Origin of the sequence: Mesorhizobium sp. M0030, assembly GCF_040323695.1 — a bacterium.
In the GTDB taxonomy this organism is placed as follows: Bacteria; Pseudomonadota; Alphaproteobacteria; order Rhizobiales; family Rhizobiaceae; genus Mesorhizobium.
In genome coordinates, this window is sequence record NZ_JAMYVE010000010.1 from 187,202 (window position 1) to 206,659 (window position 19,458).

The window sequence follows — 19,458 nt, forward strand, 5'->3', positions numbered from 1 at the left end:
GGAGGCTGCAAGCGATAGGCCCCGACCGGGTGTCGCGCTTGGGAAAAATTGCTATCTTTCAAGCCATGACGACGAGCGAACAAAACCTGGCATCGGGGCAGGGCTGGCATGTGTCCGACGTGCTGTGCACGGCCGGCGCCGGCGACCGCCCGTTCGAGGAGGCGCACGACACCTTCTGCGTTGCCGCTGTCACCAGCGGCACCTTCCGCTACCGCACCAGGCAAGGCGCCGCCATGCTGGCGCCGGGCGCGATCCTGCTCGGCAATGTCGGCGCCTGCTATGAATGCGGGCATGAGCATGGCGCCGGCGACCGTTGCCTGTCCTTCCACTTCGCTCCGGCCTATCTCGACCGCATCGCCAGCGACGTGCCCGGCGCGAGCAAGCTCGCCTTCGGCGTGCCGCATATGCCGCCTTTGCCGGCGCTCGCATCGCTGCTGGCCGAGGCGGAAGCGGCGCGCGAGATGGTCGACATCGACGCCTTTGAGGAGCTTGGCCTGCGAATTGCCGGCGCAGCACTGGCAGTTGCCGGCGCAGCACTGCCCGTCGCCAGCGATGCGGTGCCTGGCGTTCGACCGCCGAGCCGCCGCGACCAGAAACGGGTTGCCGAGGCGGTGCGGCAGATCGAGCTCAATGCCGACAGGCCGGTCTCGCTTTCCGAGCTTGCCTGCGCGACGGCGACCAGCCCGTATCATTTCCTGCGCACCTTCCGGCAGGTCGCAGGCATGACGCCCTATCAGTTTCTGCTGAGAACCCGGCTGCACCGCGCGGCGGTGCGGCTGCGCATGTCAGGCGATGCCATCTCGGCAATCGCCTTCGAGGCCGGTTTCAACGATTTGTCGACGTTCAACCGCCGTTTCCGGCGCGTCATGGGTGAGACGCCTGGCCACTATCGCTCCCGGCGGGTGGCTACCCGCTGACGCGTCTGTCTGCCTCCAGATACGCTCTTGACTTGGAAAACTGTCCTTCGCAGGCTTTTGCCCCTGGCGGCGGCGAATGCGTTATGGCCAAATCGTCGCAATCAGAGGTATCCATTTGAATTTACCACTGAAATTGTCGTTGGAAAAGCAACACGAATATTGGAGTTTCGGCCGTGCTTCCTATATAAGCGGTCAATGATTCCTGATTAGATTGTGATCCGATTTGACCGACCAAAAACCCCCGCGCGGCGCCGACGGCGGCCCCACCGGCATCGAGCCCATCTCCATCATCGAGGAGATGCAGAGCTCCTACCTCTCTTATGCCATGAGCGTGATCGTCAGCCGTGCGCTGCCCGATGTGCGCGACGGCCTGAAGCCGGTGCACCGCCGCATTCTCTATGCGGCGCATGAGAGCGGTTACCACTGGAACCGCAAATATGTGAAGTCGGCCCGCCCGGTCGCCGACGTGATGGGTAAATACCATCCGCATGGCGACGCCTCGATCTACGACGCCTTGGTGCGCATGGCGCAGGACTGGTCGCTGCGCGTTCCGCTGATCGACGGGCAGGGTAATTTCGGCTCCATCGACGGCGATCCGCCGGCGGCGATGCGCTACACCGAATCGCGGCTGACCAAGGTCGCACATGAACTCTTGGAGGACATCGACAAGGAAACCGTCGATTTCCAGGAGACTTATGACGCATCCGACACCGAACCGAAGGTGCTGCCGGCCCGCTTCCCCAATCTTCTGGTCAACGGTTCCGGCGGCATCGCCGTCGGCATGGCCACCAACATCCCGCCGCACAATCTGGCCGAGATCTGCAACGGCGCCATCGCCATCATCGACAATCCGGCGATCGATTTGCCGGCGCTGATGGAGATCATTCCGGGTCCCGATTTCCCGACCGGCGGCATCGTGCTCGGCCGTTCCGGCATCTACAGCGCCTATGCGACGGGCCGTGGCTCCATCGTCATGCGCGGCAAGGTCAATGTCGAACAGCGCGGCAACGACCGTGAATCGATCATCATCACGGAAGTCCCGTACCAGGTGAACAAGGCCTCGATGATCGAGAAAATGGCCGAGCTGGTGCGCGACAAGCGCATCGAAGGCATTTCCGACATTCGCGACGAAAGCGACCGCCAGGGCTACCGCGTCGTCATCGAGCTGAAGCGCGACGCTGTCGCCGACGTCATTCTCAACCAGCTTTACCGCTTCACGCCGCTGCAGACCTCCTTCGGCGCCAATATGGTGGCGCTGAACGGCGGCAAGCCGGAAGTGATGAACCTGACCGACATGCTGAAGGCGTTTGTCAGCTTCCGCGAAGAGGTGATTAGCCGGCGCACGAAATTCCTGCTGCGCAAGGCGCGCGACCGCGCCCACGTGCTGGTCGGCCTCGCCATAGCCGTCGCCAACATCGACGAAGTGATCAAGCTGATCCGCACCGCGCCCGATCCGCAGACGGCGCGCGAGCAGTTGATGGAGCGGCGCTGGCCCTCCGGGGACGTGGAGTCATTGATTCTGCTTATCGACGATCCGCGCCATCGCATCAATGAGGATGGCACCTACAACCTCTCCGAGGAACAGGCGCGCGCAATCCTCGAACTGCGCCTGCAGCGCCTGACCGCGCTCGGCCGTGACGAAATCGCCGACGAGCTGAACACCATCGGCGACGAGATCAAGGATTACCTCGACATTCTGTCGTCCCGCGCCCGCATCCAACAGATCGTCAAGGACGAGCTTGCCGCCGTGCGCGACGAGTTCGGCACGCCGCGCCGCACCGAGCTCACCGACGGCGGCGCCGACATGGAAGACGAGGACCTGATCCAGCGCGAGGACATGGTCGTCACCGTCAGCCATTCCGGCTACATCAAGCGCGTGCCGCTGTCGCTCTACCGGGCGCAACGCCGCGGCGGCAAGGGCCGCTCCGGCATGTCGACCAAGGAAGAGGATTTCGTCACCCGGCTGTTTGTGGCCAACACGCATACGCCGGTGCTGTTCTTCTCCTCGCGCGGCATCGTCTACAAGGAAAAGGTCTGGCGGCTGCCAATCGGCAATCCGCAGTCGCGCGGCAAGGCGCTGATCAACATGCTGCCGCTGGAGCAGGGCGAGCGCATCACCACCATCATGCCGCTGCCCGAGGACGAGACCAGCTGGGGCGAACTCGACGTCATGTTCGCCACCACGCGCGGCACCGTGCGCCGCAACAAGCTGTCCGAATTCGTCCAGGTCAACCGCAACGGCAAGATCGCCATGAAGCTGGAGGAGGAGGGCGACGAGATCCTCGGCGTCGAGACCTGCACAGACAATGACGATGTGCTTTTGACCGCCAGCTCCGGCCAGTGCATCCGCTTCCGCGTTGGCGATGTGCGCGTCTTCCAGAGCCGCAATTCGGTCGGCGTGCGCGGCATAAGCATGGCCGAGACCGACCGCATCATCTCCATGTCGGTGATCGAGCATGTCGATGCTTCACCGGCGGAACGCTCCGCCTACCTCAAGCGGGCAGCACTGGAGCGGCGGCTTGCCGCCGAGGTGACCGGCGAGGAAGAAGAGATTGCACTCACCAATGAGGAGATTGGCGAGGAGACCGAGCTTTCCGACAGCCGTTACGAAGAGCTCAAGGCGCATGAGCAGTATGTGCTGACGGTGACCGAATATGGCTACGGCAAGCGCTCGTCATCCTACGATTTCCGCCTGACCGGACGCGGCGGCAAAGGCATCCGCGCCACCGACGTGTCGAAGGTGGCCGAGATCGGCCAGCTGGTGGCGACTTTCCCGGTCGGCAATGACGACCAGATCATGCTGGTTTCGGATGGCGGCACGGTCATCCGGGTGCCGGTCAACGGTATCCGTTTCGCCAGCCGCGCCACCAAGGGCGTGACCATCTTCAACACCGCCGAAGGCGAGAAGGTGGTTTCGGTCGAACGGATTTCGGAGCCGCAGGCCGACGAGGATGTCGAAGAGGGTGTCATTGAGGCCGGCGCCGGAGATGCCGTACCGGACAGCACCGAATAGGTTTGAGCAACAACGCCGGCCCGATGGGCCGGCGCAAACAAGAAACTAGCAATAAATCAGGGGCGACGGTGGGGCCAGCGAGCGCCGAAATCTTCGAACCGCTTTGTGCGGACACGGACGCGCTCTGCCTCGCTATGCAATCCGAATGCGGTGGCGATCAGCATGGCGACGGTCATTGCGGTGGCGAGCATGTAGATCAGCATGTGCGTGTTCTCCTGCGCCTATCCAACGGTTAGATCGGGTTTTGGTTTCATCTTCCGAAGTGCAAACTAGCGAACGCGGCGTGAAGTCTTCGTGATCAAGGCATTCATCTGTCGTTCATGTCTGCGAAAAGGTTCACGCAGATGTTCCCAATCGCATTTGCCTTCCGCCCAATGCCCCGCTAGAAGCACCTCCCATGACCGATCGCATCGCCCTTTATGCCGGCTCCTTCGACCCGCTGACCAACGGCCATCTCGATGTGCTGAAGGCATCGCTGGCTGTCGCCGACACGGTTTATGCGGCGATCGGCACCCACCCCGGCAAGACGCCGCTGTTTTCCTTCGACGAACGGGTGAAGCTGATCGAGGCCGCGACCAAGGCCGAATTTGGCCGCGACGGCGACCGTATCAAGGTCGTCGCCTTTGACGGGCTGGTCATCGACGCGGCCCGCAAGCATGGCGCCTCGATCATGATCCGCGGCCTGCGCGACGGCACCGATCTCGATTACGAGATGCAGATGGCCGGCATGAACGAGACCATGGCGCCGGAACTGCAGACGGTTTTTCTGCCCGCCAGTCCATCGGTACGCACCATTACCGCCACACTTGTGCGCCAGATAGCCTCGATGGGCGGAGACATCCGTCCCTTCGTACCGGCCGCCGTTGCCGGCGCGCTCACCGCCAAATTCGCGAAATAGTGCATGTCGCCCAAAAGTGGATGCCGGTTTTGGGGCAACGACATGCACCCTAACAAAGACCTTCGGAGATCCCTTATGCAGCTGAAAAAGCTCGCCTCGTTCCTCGTCGTGCTTGCCGGTCTCGTGACCGCATCCGTTTCGGCCTTCGCCGCCGAACCGGAAAACACCATGGTCATCACCTTGAAGAACGGCGACGTCACCGTCGCGCTACGCCCCGACCTGGCACCCAAGCATGTCGCCCAGATCAAGAAGCTGGTGCGCGAAGGCGCTTATAACGATGTCGCATTCCACCGCGTCATCAACGGCTTTATGGCGCAGACCGGCGACGTCAAGTTCGGCAACATGAAGAAGGGGTTCAGCCCCGAGGCCGTCGGCACCGGCGGTTCAGACCTGCCCGACCTGCCGGCCGAATTCTCGCAGAGCGAACATTTCAAGCGCGGCACGCTCGGCATGGCCCGCTCGCAGGACCCGAACTCCGCCAATTCGCAGTTCTTCATCATGTTCGCGCCGGCGCCGAACCTCGATGGCCAGTACACCATCGTTGGCAGTGTCGTCAGCGGCATGGAGCTGGTGGACAAGATCAAGAAGGGCGACGAGGCCGACAACGGCACGGTCAGCGAGCCCGACCGCATGATCAAGGTACGCATCGCCGCCGACAAGTAAACCAATCAAATCAATCTGTTTTCTGAGATAAAGGATATACGACATGGCTGAGATCAAGGACCGCGAGAACGCGCTCATCCTGGAAACGACCAAGGGCAAGGTCGTCATCGAACTGTTCCCCGATTTGGCTCCCGGCCACGTCGCCCGCATCAAGGAACTGGCCCGCGAAGGCGCCTATGACGGCGTGGTCTTCCACCGCGTCATCGAAGGCTTCATGGCGCAGACCGGCGACGTGAAGTTCGGCAATTCGTCGAAGCCGACCTTCGCGCCTTCGCGTGCGGGCATGGGCGGCTCGGAAAAGCCGGACCTGAAGGCTGAGTTCTCCAACGCCAACCATGGCCGCGGCACCTGCTCGATGGCCCGTTCGCAGAACCCGAACTCGGCCAATTCGCAGTTCTTCATCTGCTTCGACGATGCCGCTTTCCTCAACCGCCAGTACACGGTCTGGGGCCAGGTCATCGAAGGCATGGACAATGTCGACAAGATCAAGCGCGGCGAGCCGGTGGTCGATCCCGACAAGATCGTGTCGCTGAAGGTCGCGGCCGACGTCAGGTAAGGACAAACGAAGATGATGGGCGTGGTCTGGTCGCTGCTCGGCATCCTGTCAGGCGCCTTCATCGCCGTCCAGGCGCCGATCAACTCGCAGCTGGCGCGCGGCCTGGGGCTCCCGGTCGCGGCTGCTGCGTTTTCGTTCCTGTCGGGCGCGATCGTGCTTGGTATCATCTCCATTGCCGTTGTGCGGCTGCAGGACATCTCGCTCGACTGGAAGGCGCCGGCGCCTTGGCTGTTCATCGCCGGCGGCATGCTCGGCGGTTTCTATGTCACCCTGTCAACCATTCTTACGCCGCGCATTGGTGCAGCCGCGTTGATGGCGTTCCTGGTTGCCGGCCAGTTGCTGGCCGGCATGCTGATCGATCGCGTCGGCTTCCTCGGCGTGGCGGTGCGCGAGATTTCGCTCGGCCGCATCGCTGGCGCGTTGCTGCTCTTGGCCGGAGCGCTGCTCGTCCGGCTCTACTGATGCGCGTCGACCTCTTCGACTTCGACCTGCCTGAGGAGCGCATCGCGCTTCGCCCGGCCGAGCCGCGCGACAGCGCCAGAATGCTGGTGGTCAGGCCGGGCGAGGGTCTTTCGGATCGCACGGTTGGCGACCTTCCGTCCTTGCTCAGGGCTGGCGATGTTCTGGTCTTCAACGACACCAAGGTCATTCCTGCCCAGTTAAGAGGCATCAGGCGGCGCGGCGAAGCGCAGGCGCAGGTCGACGCCACGCTGCATATGCGCATGGCGCCTGACCGCTGGCTGGCCTTCATGCGGCCGGGCAAGCGCGTCGCCGCCGGCGACCGCATCCATTTCGGCCATGACGGCAATTCCTGTTTTCTCGGCCAACTCGACGCCAAGGTGATCGAGAAGGGCGACGCCGGCGAGGCGTTGCTTGGCTTCGACCTCTCCGGCCCATTTCTCGACGAAGCGCTGCGCGCCGTCGGCCACATCCCGCTGCCCCCCTATATCGCCTCCAAGCGCGACGACGACGCACGCGACCTGACGGATTACCAGACAATCTATGCCAAGGAGGAGGGCGCAGTCGCTGCCCCCACCGCAGGCCTGCATTTTACGCCGGAGCTGTTTGCCGCGCTGGATGCAAAAGGCATCGAACGCCGCTTCGTCACCTTGCATGTCGGCGCCGGCACCTTCCTGCCGGTCAAGGCGGACGACACCGCTGACCACAAGATGCATGCCGAGACCGGCTCGGTCAGCGAAGCAACAGCCGACGCTCTGAATGGCGCCAAGGCGCGGGGCGGGCGCATCATCGCTGTCGGCACGACCTCGCTGCGCCTGCTGGAGAGCGCGGCACGGCCTGATGGCTCGCTGACCGCCTGGTCCGGCCCGACCGACATCTTCATCACGCCGGGCTATCGCTTCCGCACCGCCGATCTGCTGATGACCAATTTCCATCTGCCGCGTTCGACGCTGTTCATGCTGGTTTCGGCCTTCAGCGGCCTAGATACGATGCGTGCGGCCTATGCTCATGCCATCGGGAACAATTACAGGTTCTATTCCTACGGAGATGCAAGCCTGCTTTATCGAGCGGAGATGAGCGATGGACGATGATCTGCAAGCCTTTGATCGCGAGAGCCTGATCGCCGAAGTGAAGAAACTCCGTGCCGGCATACGCCAGCATCGAGATTCTACCGGCCATGATTTATGCTGGCATCATCCCAACCTGTGGGACCTGCTGCCGGAAAAGACCGATCCATCGATTGCCGTGCCGCCATGGCCGAAATTCATGCGCGGCTGCATCCAATACCGCCAGTCGCTCGACAGGCAGGCGCCAGGCGCGCCTGTCCATGACAAGGAATTCAATGGCTGAGACATTCACCTTCAAGATCCTCGCCACCGACGGCAAGGCGCGGCGCGGTTCCATCACCATGCCGCGCGGCGAAATCCGCACGCCGGCCTTCATGCCGGTCGGCACCGGCGGCACGGTCAAGGCCATGTATATGGACCAGGTGCGCGGCGTCGGCGCCGACATCATCCTGGGCAATACCTATCATCTGATGCTGCGCCCCGGCGCCGAGCGCGTGGCGCGGCTTGGTGGGTTGCATGAATTCGCCCGCTGGCCGCAGCCGATCCTGACCGACAGTGGCGGTTTTCAGGTCATGTCGCTGTCGAAGCTCAGAAAATTGACCGAGAAGGGCGTCACCTTTCGCTCGCACATTGACGGCGCTGCCTACGAGATGTCGCCGGAGCGCTCGATCGAGATCCAGGGCCTACTCGATTCCGACATCCAGATGCAGCTCGACGAATGCACAGCGCTGCCGGCCGACCTCAAGCAGATCGAGCGCGCGATGGAGCTGTCGCTGCGCTGGGCCGAGCGCTGCAAGACAGCGTTCGGCGATCAGCCCGGCAAGGCGATGTTCGGCATCGTCCAGGGTGGCGACAACGCAGCTCTCAGGGTGCGTTCGGCGCAGGCGCTGAGCGCGATGGAGCTGAAGGGCTATGCGGTCGGCGGCCTGGCCGTCGGCGAACCGCAAGCGGTGATGCTGGATATGCTGGAGATCACCTGTCCGGAATTGCCTGACAACAAGCCTCGATATCTCATGGGCGTCGGCACGCCGGACGACATCGTGAAATCGGTGGCGCGCGGCATCGACATGTTCGACTGCGTGATGCCGACCCGCGCCGGCCGCCATGGCCTGGCCTATACCAGGCGCGGCAAGGTCAATCTCAGGAATGCCCGCCATGCGGACGATCCGCGGCCGCTGGACGAGGAGAGTGACTGCCCGGCGGCACGCGACTATTCACGCGCCTATCTGCATCATCTCGTGCGCTCGCAGGAGGCGCTGGGCGCGATGCTTCTGACGTGGAACAACCTGTCTTACTATCAGAAGCTGATGCAGGACGTTCGCGCCGCGATCGAGGCAAAGGCCTTCGAGGCGCGCACATCAGACATTTCAGAGGGATGGGCGAGGGGCGATATTCCGGTGCTATAAGCACATCTAGGTGCTGAGCGAATTCGCTGCGCGCAAGCTGCAGCCGGTGATTTGAAAGCTGCCGTCGGGCTGCTGTTCCAGCGTGTAGACCGCCTCATAGTCCTTGCCGTCGGGCCCAACGATCAGCACTTGCTGGATTAGCGAAGTTGGCCCCATCTGCTCGACCTTGCCGAAGGAATAGCTCTGCGGCTGGCGCACCGGCGGATAGCCGTTGGTCACCATGTTCATGAAGGTGTCGACGGTCGGAAAGATGCGCTTCACATTTGGAGCGGCGAAACTGTACGCCTTGGCGCCATCATTGGCGATGAGCGCCTTCAACTGACCATCGATGACGGCCTGGCCGGCCTTGACTTCGGCGTCGCCGGCAAGGGCTGCCGACACGAACAACGCGAACAGCAATGAAACAACTGCGAATGCGGTGCGGCGCATGGCCTGTCTCCATTGTCCCCCAACAAAACCTGTCCCGGGACGCATCATACCATACGCTTTGCGGAGCCTCACGGTTTCAGCAACCGCAATATTCGCCACGCAAGTGCCACATGATCATGCTTAAGCCTCCTTTAACGCGGGGCGCGCATCGTAGGGACGGGTGGGGACCCGTTCGCGCAACCAGGGGACGACCATGTTCAAGCAGCCGATCGACCGGCGCCTTTTGCTGAAGGGCGCGGCAAGCCTCGCAGTTTTGGCCCCCTTGCCCGCCTGGGCAAGCACTGGGCCGACCGTCACGGAAGTCGCCTTTGATCCCGCCATTCCAGCGCTCGGCAACCCCGATGGCGACGTCACCATCGCCGAATTCGTCGACTATCAGTGCCCGATCTGCAAGCTCGTCTTCGTCGAACTGAAGAAGTTGATGGAAGAGGACAGCGGCGTTCGGCTTGTGATGAAGGACTGGCCGATCTTCGGCGACGTGTCGCGCGACGCGGCGCGGGTGACGCTGCTGAGCGGCGAACACTATGGCGCGGCGGTCGATGCGCTGATGACCAACCAGCGCGGCCTTTCGGAACGCCGCACCAACGACATCCTTTCTTCCGTCGGTGTCGATGTGGCGATGGTGCGTGCCGACCTCGCCATCCGTGAACCCGATATCGACGCTGCCCTTGTCCGCACCGAAGTCCAGGCGACGGCGTTCAAGCTGCGCGGCACGCCAGCCCTGGTCATCGGCGGCAACTTGTATCGGCGCGGCATGCCGGTGTCCGAACTGAGACAAGCCGTCGCCAAGGCGCGCTCGGCCTGATGCTTGAAAGCCGGGCGGCAGTCTGCCACAAGGGCCGCTTGTGTGCTGAAGCTTGATCGGGACCGGCAATGAAGACGTTTTTCATGCAGATAAAGTGCGATCTGGGCAAGTCCTACGAGGTCGCCAGCGCGCTCGCCGATGCCGAAATCGCCTCGGAAATCTACTCGACCGCCGGCAATTACGACCTGCTTGCCAAATTCTACGTCGACGACGAGGAAGATGTTGGTCACTTCGTCAACGAGAAGGTACAGATTATTCCCGGAATCAAGGACACCTTCACGGTCGTCACTTTCCGCGCTTTCTAAAGCAATTCCAGGAAAAGTGTGAAGCGGTTTTCCGTCCGGAATTGCGTCGAAGCAAAAAGCCATGGCAGGTCGCCGTTGCCATGAAACGGTGAACTGCTATGGCCGCATCAGGCACTTGCCCGGCGACAAGGCAGAGCCTGATTAAGGTCCCGTTCCGACTGCCCGAATTTTGGGCAGTCGAAACATACTGATCGCCGATATCCTCCAAATCACCGATTGCGCTTGATTTTCTCCCGCGACGCCAGTGAAATGGCGTCACAGGGGAGTATGCGATTGGCAGCGTTCGATGAAATGCTTCCGGAAGTTTCCGGGCTGAGACAACCGTATACGGCTTACGACCGCTGGCTGAAGGAGCAGGATCCGGCCAGGCTTACCGAAAAGATGCAGGACGCCGAGCGCGTCTTCCGCAAGACCGGCATTACCTTCGCCGTCTATGGCGAGCAGGAAGCCTCCGAGCGGCTGATCCCCTTCGACATCGTGCCGCGCATCATCTCCGGCAATGAATGGCGAAGGCTGACGCAAGGCATCGAGCAGCGCGTGCAGGCGCTGAACGCTTTCCTCGACGACATTTACCACCGCCAGGAAATCTTGCGCGCCGGCCGCGTGCCGAGGGAGCTGATCGCCAGGAACGAGGCGTTCCTGCCGGAAATGATCGGAGTGCGGCCACCGGCCGGCGTCTACACCCACATTATCGGCGTCGATATCGTCCGGATCTCGGAGAACGAGTTCTACGTGCTGGAGGACAATGCGCGCACGCCGTCGGGGGTCTCCTACATGCTGGAGAACCGCGAGACGATGATGCAGCTCTTTCCCGAGCTGTTCCAGCAGATCAAGGTGCGGCCGGTGGAGAATTATCCGCAATTGCTGCGCCAGTCGCTGGCGGCAGTGCGGCCGCAAAGCACCAAGGGGGCACCGACCATTGCCGTGCTGACGCCGGGCAGCTTCAACTCCGCCTATTTCGAACATGCCTTCCTCGCCGACCAGATGGGCGTGCAACTGGTCGAAGGCCAGGATCTGCGCGTTGTAGACGGCCACGTCGCCATGCGCACGACCGAAGGCTACAAGCAGATCGACGTGCTTTACCGGCGCGTCGACGATTCCTTCCTCGATCCGCTGACCTTCCGGCCGGAATCGGCCCTTGGCGTGCCCGGCATCATGGACGTCTACCGCGCCGGCAACATCACCATCGCCAACGCGCCGGGAACCGGCATCGCCGACGACAAGGCGATTTATTCCTACATGCCCGACATCGTCGAGTTCTACACCGGCCGCAAAGCCATCCTCGGCAACATCCCGACCTGGCGCTGCTCGGAGCCCGACAGCCTGAAATACGTGCTCGAACACATCCATGAGCTGGTCATCAAGGAAGTGCACGGCTCCGGCGGCTACGGCATGCTGGTGGGGCCGGCTGCGACCAAGAAGGAATGCCAGGATTTCGCCAAGAAGCTGCAGGCGAAGCCTTCCAACTACATCGCCCAGCCGACGCTGGCGCTGTCGACCTGCCCGATCCTGACAGAAAAAGGCCTGTCGCCGCGCCATGTCGACTTGCGACCCTATGTTCTGGTCTCCGACCGAATCCAGATCGTTCCCGGCGGCTTGACGCGGGTGGCGCTGAAGGAGGGTTCTTTGGTCGTGAATTCCTCGCAAGGCGGCGGCACGAAGGATACGTGGGTGTTGGACGATTAGGTAGGGAATAGGGCAGTAGGCAGTAGGCAGTAGGCAGTAGGCAGTAGGCAGTAGGCAGTAGGCAGTAGGCAGTAGAGGGACAAGAAATGCCATATTCCACAGAGATTCAAATGCTTACTAATCCCTACTCACTATTCCCTACTCACTAGCCCCGAAGGGCCACTTCACATGCTTCTCGGCCGCACCGCCAACGGGCTCTACTGGATGAACCGCTATATCGAGCGGGCGGAAAACATGGCGCGTCTGGTCGATGCCGGCCTTCGCATGGCGCTGACCCGCACCCAGAGCGCGTCGGAAGAGTGGAATTCGGTGCTGCTCAGCGCCGGCTCCGACGTCACCTTCACGCAGAAATACAATGACTATACCGCCGCCAACGTCGCCGACTTCCTGCTGCGCGACACCTCGAACCCGTCGAGCACGATGTCGGCGATCGAGACCGCTCGCAACAATGCCCGCATGGTGCGCACCGCGCTGACGCGCGAGACGTGGGAGAGCATCAACGAAGCCTGGATGGCCCTGAAGCGCATGCTGGCAAAGCCGATCGACGAGCGCGACCTGCCGAGTGTGCTCGACGCCATCAAGCGCGAGACGGCGCTGATCCGCGGCTCGTTCTACGGCACGATGCTGCGCAACGAGATCTTCGACTTCTCGCAGCTCGGCACCTATGTCGAGCGGGCCGACAACACGGCACGCATCCTCGACGTGAAATACTACGTGCTGCTGCCGTCGATCTCCTGGGTCGGCTCGAGCCTCGACAACTACCAGTGGGAATCGATCCTGCGCTCGGTGTCGGCGCACCGTTCCTATCGCTGGGTCTATGAGGCCGACTACAAACCGACCAACATTGCCGACTATCTGATCCTCAATGTGCGCATGCCGCGCTCGCTGACCTTCTGTTATCGTTTTCTCGCCGAGCATCTGAAGTTCCTCGGCGACGATTATGGCGACCGTCATGCCTGCCACGCCACCGTCGACAGGACACAGGCGATGCTGCAGGCAGGGTCGATCAAGGACATATTCGACGCCGGCCTGCACGAATTCCTGGCCAGGTTCATTCAAGACAACACCAAGCTTGGCGAAGAGATCGCACAAGATTACCGGTTCAATTGAGCATGATCGCGAACCGGAGGGCCGCGCTAGCGACAAGTGGGACCCGGTTTTCGGATAAGATCATGCTTACAAACGGAAAATAGGCATGCGGCTCAAGATCACCCACCGTACCGAATACCGCTACGACGCGCCGGTGCACTATCTGTTGCAGCGGCTGCGCCTGTTACCGGTCAGCGGACCGACGCAGACCGTCTTGTCCTGGGCGCTGAAGATCGAGGGCGCGCGCGAGGAAGTCCGCTTTAACGACCATTTCGGCAACGATAACAGGCTGTTGAGCGTCGATGGCGAGCGCGACTTCATCACCGTCGAGGCCTCCGGCGAGGTTGTCACGCGCGACACAGCAGGCGTCTCGGGTCCGCATCACGGCTTTGCGCCACTGTGGCTGTTCAGCCAGGAGACAGCTTTGACCATCCCCGGCGAGGGCATAAGCGAGCTTGCCGCGGCGGTCGGCAAAGGTACCGACATCGAAAGGCTGCATCGGCTGATGGCCCTAATCGTCGAGCGCGTCGCCTACACGCCGGGCACCACCAGCGTGACGACCCCGGCGGAAGAGGCATTGGCGCTGAAGACCGGCGTTTGCCAGGATCACAGCCACATCTTTGTCACCGCAGCCCGCGTCATGGGTTTTCCGGCCCGCTATGTCAGTGGCTATCTGATGATGGATGCGGCCATCGAGCAGGCGGCAAGCCATGCCTGGGCCGAAGCCCATGTTCAGGGTCTCGGCTGGGTCGCCTTCGACGCCGCCAACGGCATTTCCCCCGATGAACGCTATGTCAGGGTAGCCACCGGCCGTGATTATCGCGACGCCTCGCCGGTGTCGGGAATTCGACTGGGACAGGCGGAGGAACAGCTTGCAGTCACCGTCACGGTAGAGCAGTAGTCTCCGGCAAGATTGCTGCCTGAAGAGATTCCATGACTTATTGCGTCGGCCTCAAGATCGATCGTGGGCTCGTGTTCATGTCGGACACGCGCACCAATGCAGGGATGGATTCGATCTCCACTTTCAAGAAGATGCATGTCTGGGAAGAGCCAGGCGAGCGCGTCATCGTACTGATGTCGGCCGGCAATCTGGCTACGACGCAGGCCGTGGTCAGCCTGCTCGACGAGCGCACCAAGGCGGTGGCGGAACGCCACGCGACGCTGCTCGAGACCCCATCCATGTACCAGACGGTGCGGCTGGTCGGCGACACCGTGAAGGAAGTCATCGCCAGCTCGTCGCCTGCCGGCGAAAAGGCGGATTCCTATTTCAACGCCTCCTTCATCCTCGGCGGCCAGATCAAGGGCAGCCCGCCACGGCTGTTCATGATCTATCCCGAGGGCAATTTCATTGAATCGACCGACGACACGCCGTTCTTCCAGATCGGCGAGACCAAATACGGCAAGCCGATCATCATCCGTGCCTATGAAAGGACGATGAGCCTGGCTGAAACCGTCAAGCTCTTGCTGGTATCGTTCGATTCGACGCTGAAATCGAACCTGTCCGTCGGCCTGCCTCTCGACCTGCTGTTCCTGGAGGAGGACACGTTCACGGTGGGTTTGAAAAAGCGCATCGGCCAGGACGATCGATATTATCGTGCTATTTCCGAAGGCTGGTCGAACGCGTTGAAGACGGCCTTTGCCAGCCTGCCGGATTTTCCGGGGTAGCGCGGGAACCTTCGTCGCGGTTGCCTGTCTCTAGTTTAACATGTTAATCAAAATTCAAACGGCTGGCTGATCGGCGCGTCGGGAGGATCCATGGACAACGAGCAATTCCGCGACTGGTCGAGGCGCGCCGCCGACTGGGGCGCTGATTACCGCGCCGGCCTTCGCGATCGGCCCGTGCGACCTGCCATAGCGCCGGGCGAGATCTTCAGGAGCATCGAAGCTTCTCCGCCGGAGGCCGCGGAATCGATGGAGACGATCTTCGCCGATTTCGAAGCCAAGATCGTGCCCGGCATGACGCATTGGCAGCATCCGCGTTTCTTTGCTTATTTCCCGGCCAATGCAGCACCCGTCTCGGTGGTGGCCGAATATCTGGTCTCTGCGATGGCCGCGCAGTGCATGCTGTGGCAGACCTCGCCGGCGGCGACAGAGCTTGAGACGCGCATCGTCGACTGGATGCGCCAGGCGCTCGGCCTGCCCGAAGGCTTTTCCGGCGTAATCCAGGACTCCGCATCATCGGCGACGCTGGCCGCCGTGTTGACCATGCGCGAGCGCACGCTCGACTGGCAGGGCAACAAGAAGGGTCTTTCCGGGCAGGGCAGGCTGCGCGTCTATTCCTCCGACCAGGTGCACACCTCGATCGACCGCGCCATCTGGGTCGCCGGCATTGGCGAGGAAAACCTCGTCCGCATTCCCGTCGCTGGCACCTACCGCGCCATGGATACCGCGGCTTTGGAAGCGGCGATTGTTGCCGACCGCGCCGCCGGCCTATTGCCGGCCGGCATCATCGCGTGCGTCGGCGGCACCAGCACCGGCGGCACCGACGACATCGCTGAAGTGGCCGCGGTGGCCAAACGCCAGGGGCTCTATCTGCATATCGACGCCGCCTGGGCCGGATCGGCGATGATCTGTCCGGAATACCGGCATTTCTGGACCGGTGTCGAGGGCGCGGACTCGATCGTCTTCAACCCGCACAAATGGCTGGGCGCGCAATTCGACTGCTCGATCCAGTTCGTCCGCCAGCCGGAGGATCTCGTGCGCACGCTGGCGATCAAGCCGGACTATCTGAAAACTCGCGGCCATGACGGCATCATCAACTACTCCGAATGGTCGGTGCCTCTCGGCCGTCGCTTCCGGGCGCTGAAGCTGTGGTTCCTGCTGCGCGCCCATGGCCTCGAGGCGCTGCGCACCATGATCCGCAATCACGTCGCCTGGAGCGAAGGCATAGCAGCGCGCCTGGCCGAGGAGGAGGATTTCGAGCTCGCCAGCCAGCCGATGCTGTCGCTGTTCTCGTTCCGGCATCGCGCCGCATCCGGCGCTGACTGCGACGAGCACAATCTGCGTCTGGTCGACGCCATCAACAATGACGGCCGTATCTACCTGACGCAGACGCGTGTCGATGGGCGGGTCGCCATCCGCTTCCAGGCAGGCCAGTTCGAGACAACCGCGGCCGATGTCGATACCGCCTTCACTGTCATCTGCGAGTGTGCAAGATCCCCGAAGGACTGACAGGGATTGCCCGGGTGGTTGCCGCCGCCGGGGCAAGCCAGCAAGGATTTGCGAGCAAGCATATGGCCGGAAGGGCTGAAGGGGTCAGCCAGAATCTGACGGGCGTCTGGAGCGGGCGCTATTTCTATCCGCGCGAACTGCCGCCGGTTTCCTTCGTTGCAACGCTGATCGAGACGGCAACCAGCTTGACGGGGATGACCCACGAACCGGCGGCGACCAGCACGGCAAGATACGCAAGCCTGCAGGGGCAGCGAGAGGGCAACGCCGTCTCCTTTACCAAGACATACGACAAGGCCCAATTGAAGGCGCACCCGATTCACTACAGCGGCATCATCAACGGTGATGCAACCGAGATCAAAGGCACTTGGCGAATCCCGGGATACTGGTCCGGCAATTTCCTGATGATCCGCTCGCCAGGTAAAGTCGCGGCTGTCACCCGCAAGGTGGCGGAGCGGGTCTGAGCCGTATCTGCCCGGTTCGCCTTTGCAATCATCGATATTTCATTAGCCGGCGTCTCCCTTTTCATTGCTTTCGTTTTCAGCTACAAACAAGAAAAACGAAAACGGGAGGTTCTCAGTGTATTTGTCGCCGCGCCATGCCGAAATCATCCAGATGGCGAAGGACCATGGCCGTGTGCTGGTCGATGGCCTCGCCACGCACTTCAACGTGACGCCGCAGACCATCCGCAAGGACCTCAACGATCTCTGCGATCAGCGGCTGCTGACGCGCATTCATGGCGGGGCCTTGTTCCCGTCCGGCATCGAGAACATGGAGTATGAGGCGCGCCGCAAGATTGCCGCCGACGAGAAGGAGGCGATCGGCCGCGCGGCGGCCAGGCTGATACCCGACAACGCATCTTTGTTCATCAATATCGGCACCACGACCGAGTCGGTCAGCAAGGCGCTGCTTGACCATACCGGGCTCATGGTCATCACCAATAATATCAATGTTGCCAACAGGATGCGCATCTATCCTTCGATCGAGGTGGTAATCGCCGGCGGCGTCGTGCGCGGCTCCGACGGCGGCGTTGTCGGCGAGGCCGCGGTCGATTTTATCAGGCAGTTCAAGGTCGACTATGCGGTGATCGGCGCCTCGGCCATCGACCATGACGGCGCGCTGCTCGATTTCGACTTTCGCGAAGTGAAAGTCGCGCAAGCCATTATCGCCAATGCCAGGCATGTCATCCTGGTCTCCGACCAGACCAAGTTCGAACGAACCGCGCCGGTTCGCATCGGCCATCTCTCGCAGGTAAACACCTTCATCACCGACCGTTGCGACATCCCGTCGGTGCGTAAGATCTGCGAGGAAGCGGAGGTTCAATTGATCGAAACTTCGCTCGGCTAGGCTATCGATCACGGTCCCGTTACATTTCGTTTGACATTCGTTCTTATTTCGAAATAATCCCGATACGGTTTCGTAACAACTCAAAAATGCTGCAATGCGAAATCGCGGGAGGGATTTGTGGACGCAGTCCGTGACATCTTCGTCATCGGTGGCGGCATCAATGGCTGCGGCATCGCCCGCGACGCCGTTGGGCGGGGCTTTTCGGTATTTCTCGCCGAGATGAACGACCTCGCCAGCGGAACCTCCTCCGGTTCGACCAAGCTGATCCATGGTGGCCTGCGCTACCTCGAATTCTACGAGTTCCGGCTTGTGCGCGAGGCGCTGATGGAGCGCGAGGTTCTGTGGAAGAACGCGCCGCACATCATCTGGCCGATGCGCTTCGTGCTGCCCTATGCCAAGGGCCTGCGCCCGGCCTGGCTGATCCGGCTCGGCCTGTTCCTCTACGATCATATTGGTGGCCGCAAATTGCTGCCGGCTACCCGGACACTGGACATGTCCAAGGATCCGGCCGGCAAGCCTCTGAAGCCGCTATTTCACAAGGCCTTCGAGTACTCGGACGGCTGGGTCAACGATGCCCGGCTGGTGATGTTGAACGCGCGTGACGCCGCCGACCGCGGCGCCACCATCCGCACCCGCACGAAAGTCGTCGGGGCGCGGCGCGAAGGCGATCTGTGGGCGATCCGCGTGGAAGACGTGCAGACGGGAGAGGCCGAGGAGGTCAAGGCCCGGCTGCTGGTCAATGCCGCCGGTCCATGGGTCGACCACGTCCTGTCGACCACCGTGGGCCAGAACGACGTGCACAATGTGCGCCTGGTGCAGGGCAGTCATATCGTCATCAAAAAGAAGTTCGATGATCCGCGCGCCTACTTCTTCCAGAACAAGGACGGGCGCATCATTTTCGCCATCCCTTACGAGGAAGAATTTACGCTGATCGGCACCACCGATCGCGACTATCCCGGCGATCCGCATGACGTGAAGATCAGCGACACCGAGATCGACTATCTCTGCGCGGCGGCGAGCGAATATTTTGCTGAAGCCGTGACGCGTCCCGACATCGTCTGGACCTATTCGGCCGTGCGCCCGCTCTATGACGACGGCGCTTCGAAGGCGCAGGAAGCGACCCGCGACTATGTGCTGAAAGCCGATGGCGGCGGGGGCAAGGCGCCGATCGTCAACGCTTTCGGCGGCAAGATCACCACCTACCGCCGGTTGTCGGAATCGATGCTGGAAAAGGTCGAAGGTTTTCTCGGCAAGCGCGGCAAGCCGTGGACGGCGAACGCGCCCTTGCCGGGCGGCGATTTCCCGGCCACCGGTTTCGACGTCCAGGTGGCGAAGCTGAAGAGCGCCTATCCTTTCCTCGACCAGCGCCTGGCGCGTCGGTTGACCAGGCTTTACGGCACGCGCGCGCAAGTGCTGCTCGGCCTTGCCAAGTCGAACGCCGATCTCGGCCGCAATTTCGGCGCTGATCTCTATGAGGCCGAGGTACGCTACCTCAGCGAAAATGAATGGGCGCTGACCGCCGAAGATGTATTGTGGCGTCGCACCAAGCGGGGTCTGCATCTCAGCCGCGAACAGGCCTCGGCGCTTGACGAATTCATGCGCGGCATCAGCCGGCGCCATGTCGCGGCAGCGGAATAGGGAAGGCGATTG

21 protein-coding genes are annotated in these 19,458 nt (G+C 62.0%); 19 read left to right on the forward strand and 2 right to left on the reverse strand.

Going from position 1 to position 19,458, the window contains the following annotated elements; translation table 11 throughout:
* Positions 1-65 precede the first annotated feature (65 nt).
* Entirely contained in the window at positions 66-917 is an 852-nt protein-coding gene (locus NKJ80_RS20775) for a helix-turn-helix transcriptional regulator (protein ID WP_023706194.1), read from the forward strand.
* A gap of 223 nt (positions 918-1,140) precedes the next feature.
* Positions 1,141-3,930 carry a DNA gyrase subunit A gene (gyrA, locus tag NKJ80_RS20780; protein WP_023696506.1) on the forward strand — a complete coding sequence of 930 codons (2,790 nt, stop codon included), beginning with the start codon at positions 1,141-1,143 and terminating at the stop codon, positions 3,928-3,930.
* 56 nt (positions 3,931-3,986) lie between these two features.
* On the opposite strand, the gene NKJ80_RS20785 is transcribed toward gyrA, so the two are convergent.
* Positions 3,987-4,133 (reverse strand): hypothetical protein, encoded by a 147-nt coding sequence (locus NKJ80_RS20785; RefSeq protein WP_352498233.1) that lies wholly within the window; start codon positions 4,131-4,133, stop codon positions 3,987-3,989.
* A 194-nt stretch (positions 4,134-4,327) separates the two neighbouring features.
* Here NKJ80_RS20785 and coaD point away from each other — a divergent pair, with 194 nt between their 5' ends.
* From coaD to tgt, 7 genes are all read left to right on the forward strand, one after another.
* Positions 4,328-4,828, forward strand: coding sequence for a pantetheine-phosphate adenylyltransferase (coaD, locus tag NKJ80_RS20790; protein WP_023670954.1), 501 nt, complete (start codon positions 4,328-4,330; stop codon positions 4,826-4,828).
* A gap of 168 nt (positions 4,829-4,996) precedes the next feature.
* A complete protein-coding gene (locus NKJ80_RS20795; protein WP_245267149.1) occupies positions 4,997-5,491 on the forward strand; it encodes a peptidylprolyl isomerase in 495 nt (164 codons plus the stop codon).
* Positions 5,492-5,534: 43 nt separating this feature from the next.
* Positions 5,535-6,047 carry a peptidylprolyl isomerase gene (locus NKJ80_RS20800; protein WP_023693397.1) on the forward strand — a complete coding sequence of 171 codons (513 nt, stop codon included), beginning with the start codon at positions 5,535-5,537 and terminating at the stop codon, positions 6,045-6,047.
* A 12-nt stretch (positions 6,048-6,059) separates the two neighbouring features.
* Complete coding sequence (locus NKJ80_RS20805) at positions 6,060-6,509, forward strand: DMT family transporter (RefSeq protein WP_023706196.1); 450 nt, start codon at positions 6,060-6,062, stop codon at positions 6,507-6,509.
* A complete protein-coding gene (gene queA, locus NKJ80_RS20810; protein ID WP_352498234.1) occupies positions 6,509-7,597 on the forward strand; it encodes a tRNA preQ1(34) S-adenosylmethionine ribosyltransferase-isomerase QueA in 1,089 nt (362 codons plus the stop codon). Before NKJ80_RS20805 ends, queA begins: the two co-directional genes overlap by 1 nt.
* Complete coding sequence (locus NKJ80_RS20815) at positions 7,587-7,856, forward strand: hypothetical protein (protein ID WP_023684641.1); 270 nt, start codon at positions 7,587-7,589, stop codon at positions 7,854-7,856. Before queA ends, NKJ80_RS20815 begins: the two co-directional genes overlap by 11 nt.
* Entirely contained in the window at positions 7,849-8,979 is a 1,131-nt protein-coding gene (tgt, locus tag NKJ80_RS20820; protein WP_023706199.1) for a tRNA guanosine(34) transglycosylase Tgt, read from the forward strand. The genes NKJ80_RS20815 and tgt overlap by 8 nt, the downstream gene beginning before the upstream one ends.
* 6 nt (positions 8,980-8,985) lie before the next feature.
* Here the strand turns inward: tgt and NKJ80_RS20825 are convergent, their stop codons facing one another.
* Positions 8,986-9,408 carry a DUF4864 domain-containing protein gene (locus tag NKJ80_RS20825; protein WP_023684643.1) on the reverse strand — a complete coding sequence of 141 codons (423 nt, stop codon included), beginning with the start codon at positions 9,406-9,408 and terminating at the stop codon, positions 8,986-8,988.
* Positions 9,409-9,601: 193 nt separating this feature from the next.
* On the opposite strand from NKJ80_RS20825, the gene NKJ80_RS20830 reads away from it, so the two are divergent.
* The 10 genes from NKJ80_RS20830 (at position 9,602) to glpD (ending at position 19,446) form a co-directional block, all read left to right on the forward strand.
* Complete coding sequence (locus NKJ80_RS20830) at positions 9,602-10,213, forward strand: DsbA family protein (protein WP_023700783.1); 612 nt, start codon at positions 9,602-9,604, stop codon at positions 10,211-10,213.
* 68 nt (positions 10,214-10,281) lie between these two features.
* Positions 10,282-10,518 carry an Lrp/AsnC family transcriptional regulator gene (locus NKJ80_RS20835; RefSeq protein WP_023670963.1) on the forward strand — a complete coding sequence of 79 codons (237 nt, stop codon included), beginning with the start codon at positions 10,282-10,284 and terminating at the stop codon, positions 10,516-10,518.
* A 273-nt stretch (positions 10,519-10,791) separates the two neighbouring features.
* A complete protein-coding gene (locus NKJ80_RS20840; RefSeq protein WP_023688618.1) occupies positions 10,792-12,204 on the forward strand; it encodes a circularly permuted type 2 ATP-grasp protein in 1,413 nt (470 codons plus the stop codon).
* A gap of 168 nt (positions 12,205-12,372) precedes the next feature.
* Positions 12,373-13,314, forward strand: coding sequence for an alpha-E domain-containing protein (locus NKJ80_RS20845; RefSeq protein ID WP_352498235.1), 942 nt, complete (start codon positions 12,373-12,375; stop codon positions 13,312-13,314).
* An 85-nt stretch (positions 13,315-13,399) separates the two neighbouring features.
* The gene (locus NKJ80_RS20850; RefSeq protein WP_023739978.1) at positions 13,400-14,194 is read left to right on the forward strand and encodes a transglutaminase family protein; all 795 of its coding nucleotides are present in this window, start codon (positions 13,400-13,402) and stop codon (positions 14,192-14,194) included.
* Positions 14,195-14,226: 32 nt separating this feature from the next.
* Positions 14,227-14,958 carry a proteasome-type protease gene (locus NKJ80_RS20855; protein WP_023684646.1) on the forward strand — a complete coding sequence of 244 codons (732 nt, stop codon included), beginning with the start codon at positions 14,227-14,229 and terminating at the stop codon, positions 14,956-14,958.
* Between the two features lie 90 nt (positions 14,959-15,048).
* Positions 15,049-16,464 (forward strand): pyridoxal phosphate-dependent decarboxylase family protein, encoded by a 1,416-nt coding sequence (locus tag NKJ80_RS20860; RefSeq protein WP_023688617.1) that lies wholly within the window; start codon positions 15,049-15,051, stop codon positions 16,462-16,464.
* A 14-nt stretch (positions 16,465-16,478) separates the two neighbouring features.
* The gene (locus tag NKJ80_RS20865; protein ID WP_155923318.1) at positions 16,479-16,925 is read left to right on the forward strand and encodes a hypothetical protein; all 447 of its coding nucleotides are present in this window, start codon (positions 16,479-16,481) and stop codon (positions 16,923-16,925) included.
* A gap of 115 nt (positions 16,926-17,040) precedes the next feature.
* Entirely contained in the window at positions 17,041-17,808 is a 768-nt protein-coding gene (locus NKJ80_RS20870; protein WP_023734329.1) for a DeoR/GlpR family DNA-binding transcription regulator, read from the forward strand.
* A 117-nt stretch (positions 17,809-17,925) separates the two neighbouring features.
* On the forward strand, positions 17,926-19,446 hold the full coding sequence (gene glpD / locus NKJ80_RS20875; protein ID WP_352498236.1) for a glycerol-3-phosphate dehydrogenase: 1,521 nt from the start codon (positions 17,926-17,928) through the stop codon (positions 19,444-19,446).
* The last annotated feature ends 12 nt before the right edge of the window (positions 19,447-19,458 follow it).

Coding starts and splice junctions, on each gene's coding strand:
- NKJ80_RS20825 (WP_023684643.1), bottom strand. CDS start 9,408: ATGCGCCGCACCGCATTCGCAGTTGTTTCATTGCTGTTCGCGTTGTTC.
- NKJ80_RS20815 (WP_023684641.1), top strand. CDS start 7,587: ATGGACGATGATCTGCAAGCCTTTGATCGCGAGAGCCTGATCGCCGAA.
- queA (WP_352498234.1), top strand. CDS start 6,509: ATGCGCGTCGACCTCTTCGACTTCGACCTGCCTGAGGAGCGCATCGCG.
- NKJ80_RS20850 (WP_023739978.1), top strand. CDS start 13,400: ATGCGGCTCAAGATCACCCACCGTACCGAATACCGCTACGACGCGCCG.
- NKJ80_RS20805 (WP_023706196.1), top strand. CDS start 6,060: ATGATGGGCGTGGTCTGGTCGCTGCTCGGCATCCTGTCAGGCGCCTTC.
- NKJ80_RS20800 (WP_023693397.1), top strand. CDS start 5,535: ATGGCTGAGATCAAGGACCGCGAGAACGCGCTCATCCTGGAAACGACC.
- NKJ80_RS20795 (WP_245267149.1), top strand. CDS start 4,997: ATGGTCATCACCTTGAAGAACGGCGACGTCACCGTCGCGCTACGCCCC.
- tgt (WP_023706199.1), top strand. CDS start 7,849: ATGGCTGAGACATTCACCTTCAAGATCCTCGCCACCGACGGCAAGGCG.
- NKJ80_RS20835 (WP_023670963.1), top strand. CDS start 10,282: ATGAAGACGTTTTTCATGCAGATAAAGTGCGATCTGGGCAAGTCCTAC.
- NKJ80_RS20785 (WP_352498233.1), bottom strand. CDS start 4,133: ATGCTGATCTACATGCTCGCCACCGCAATGACCGTCGCCATGCTGATC.
- NKJ80_RS20830 (WP_023700783.1), top strand. CDS start 9,602: ATGTTCAAGCAGCCGATCGACCGGCGCCTTTTGCTGAAGGGCGCGGCA.
- coaD (WP_023670954.1), top strand. CDS start 4,328: ATGACCGATCGCATCGCCCTTTATGCCGGCTCCTTCGACCCGCTGACC.
- NKJ80_RS20855 (WP_023684646.1), top strand. CDS start 14,227: ATGACTTATTGCGTCGGCCTCAAGATCGATCGTGGGCTCGTGTTCATG.
- NKJ80_RS20860 (WP_023688617.1), top strand. CDS start 15,049: ATGGACAACGAGCAATTCCGCGACTGGTCGAGGCGCGCCGCCGACTGG.
- NKJ80_RS20845 (WP_352498235.1), top strand. CDS start 12,373: ATGCTTCTCGGCCGCACCGCCAACGGGCTCTACTGGATGAACCGCTAT.
- NKJ80_RS20775 (WP_023706194.1), top strand. CDS start 66: ATGACGACGAGCGAACAAAACCTGGCATCGGGGCAGGGCTGGCATGTG.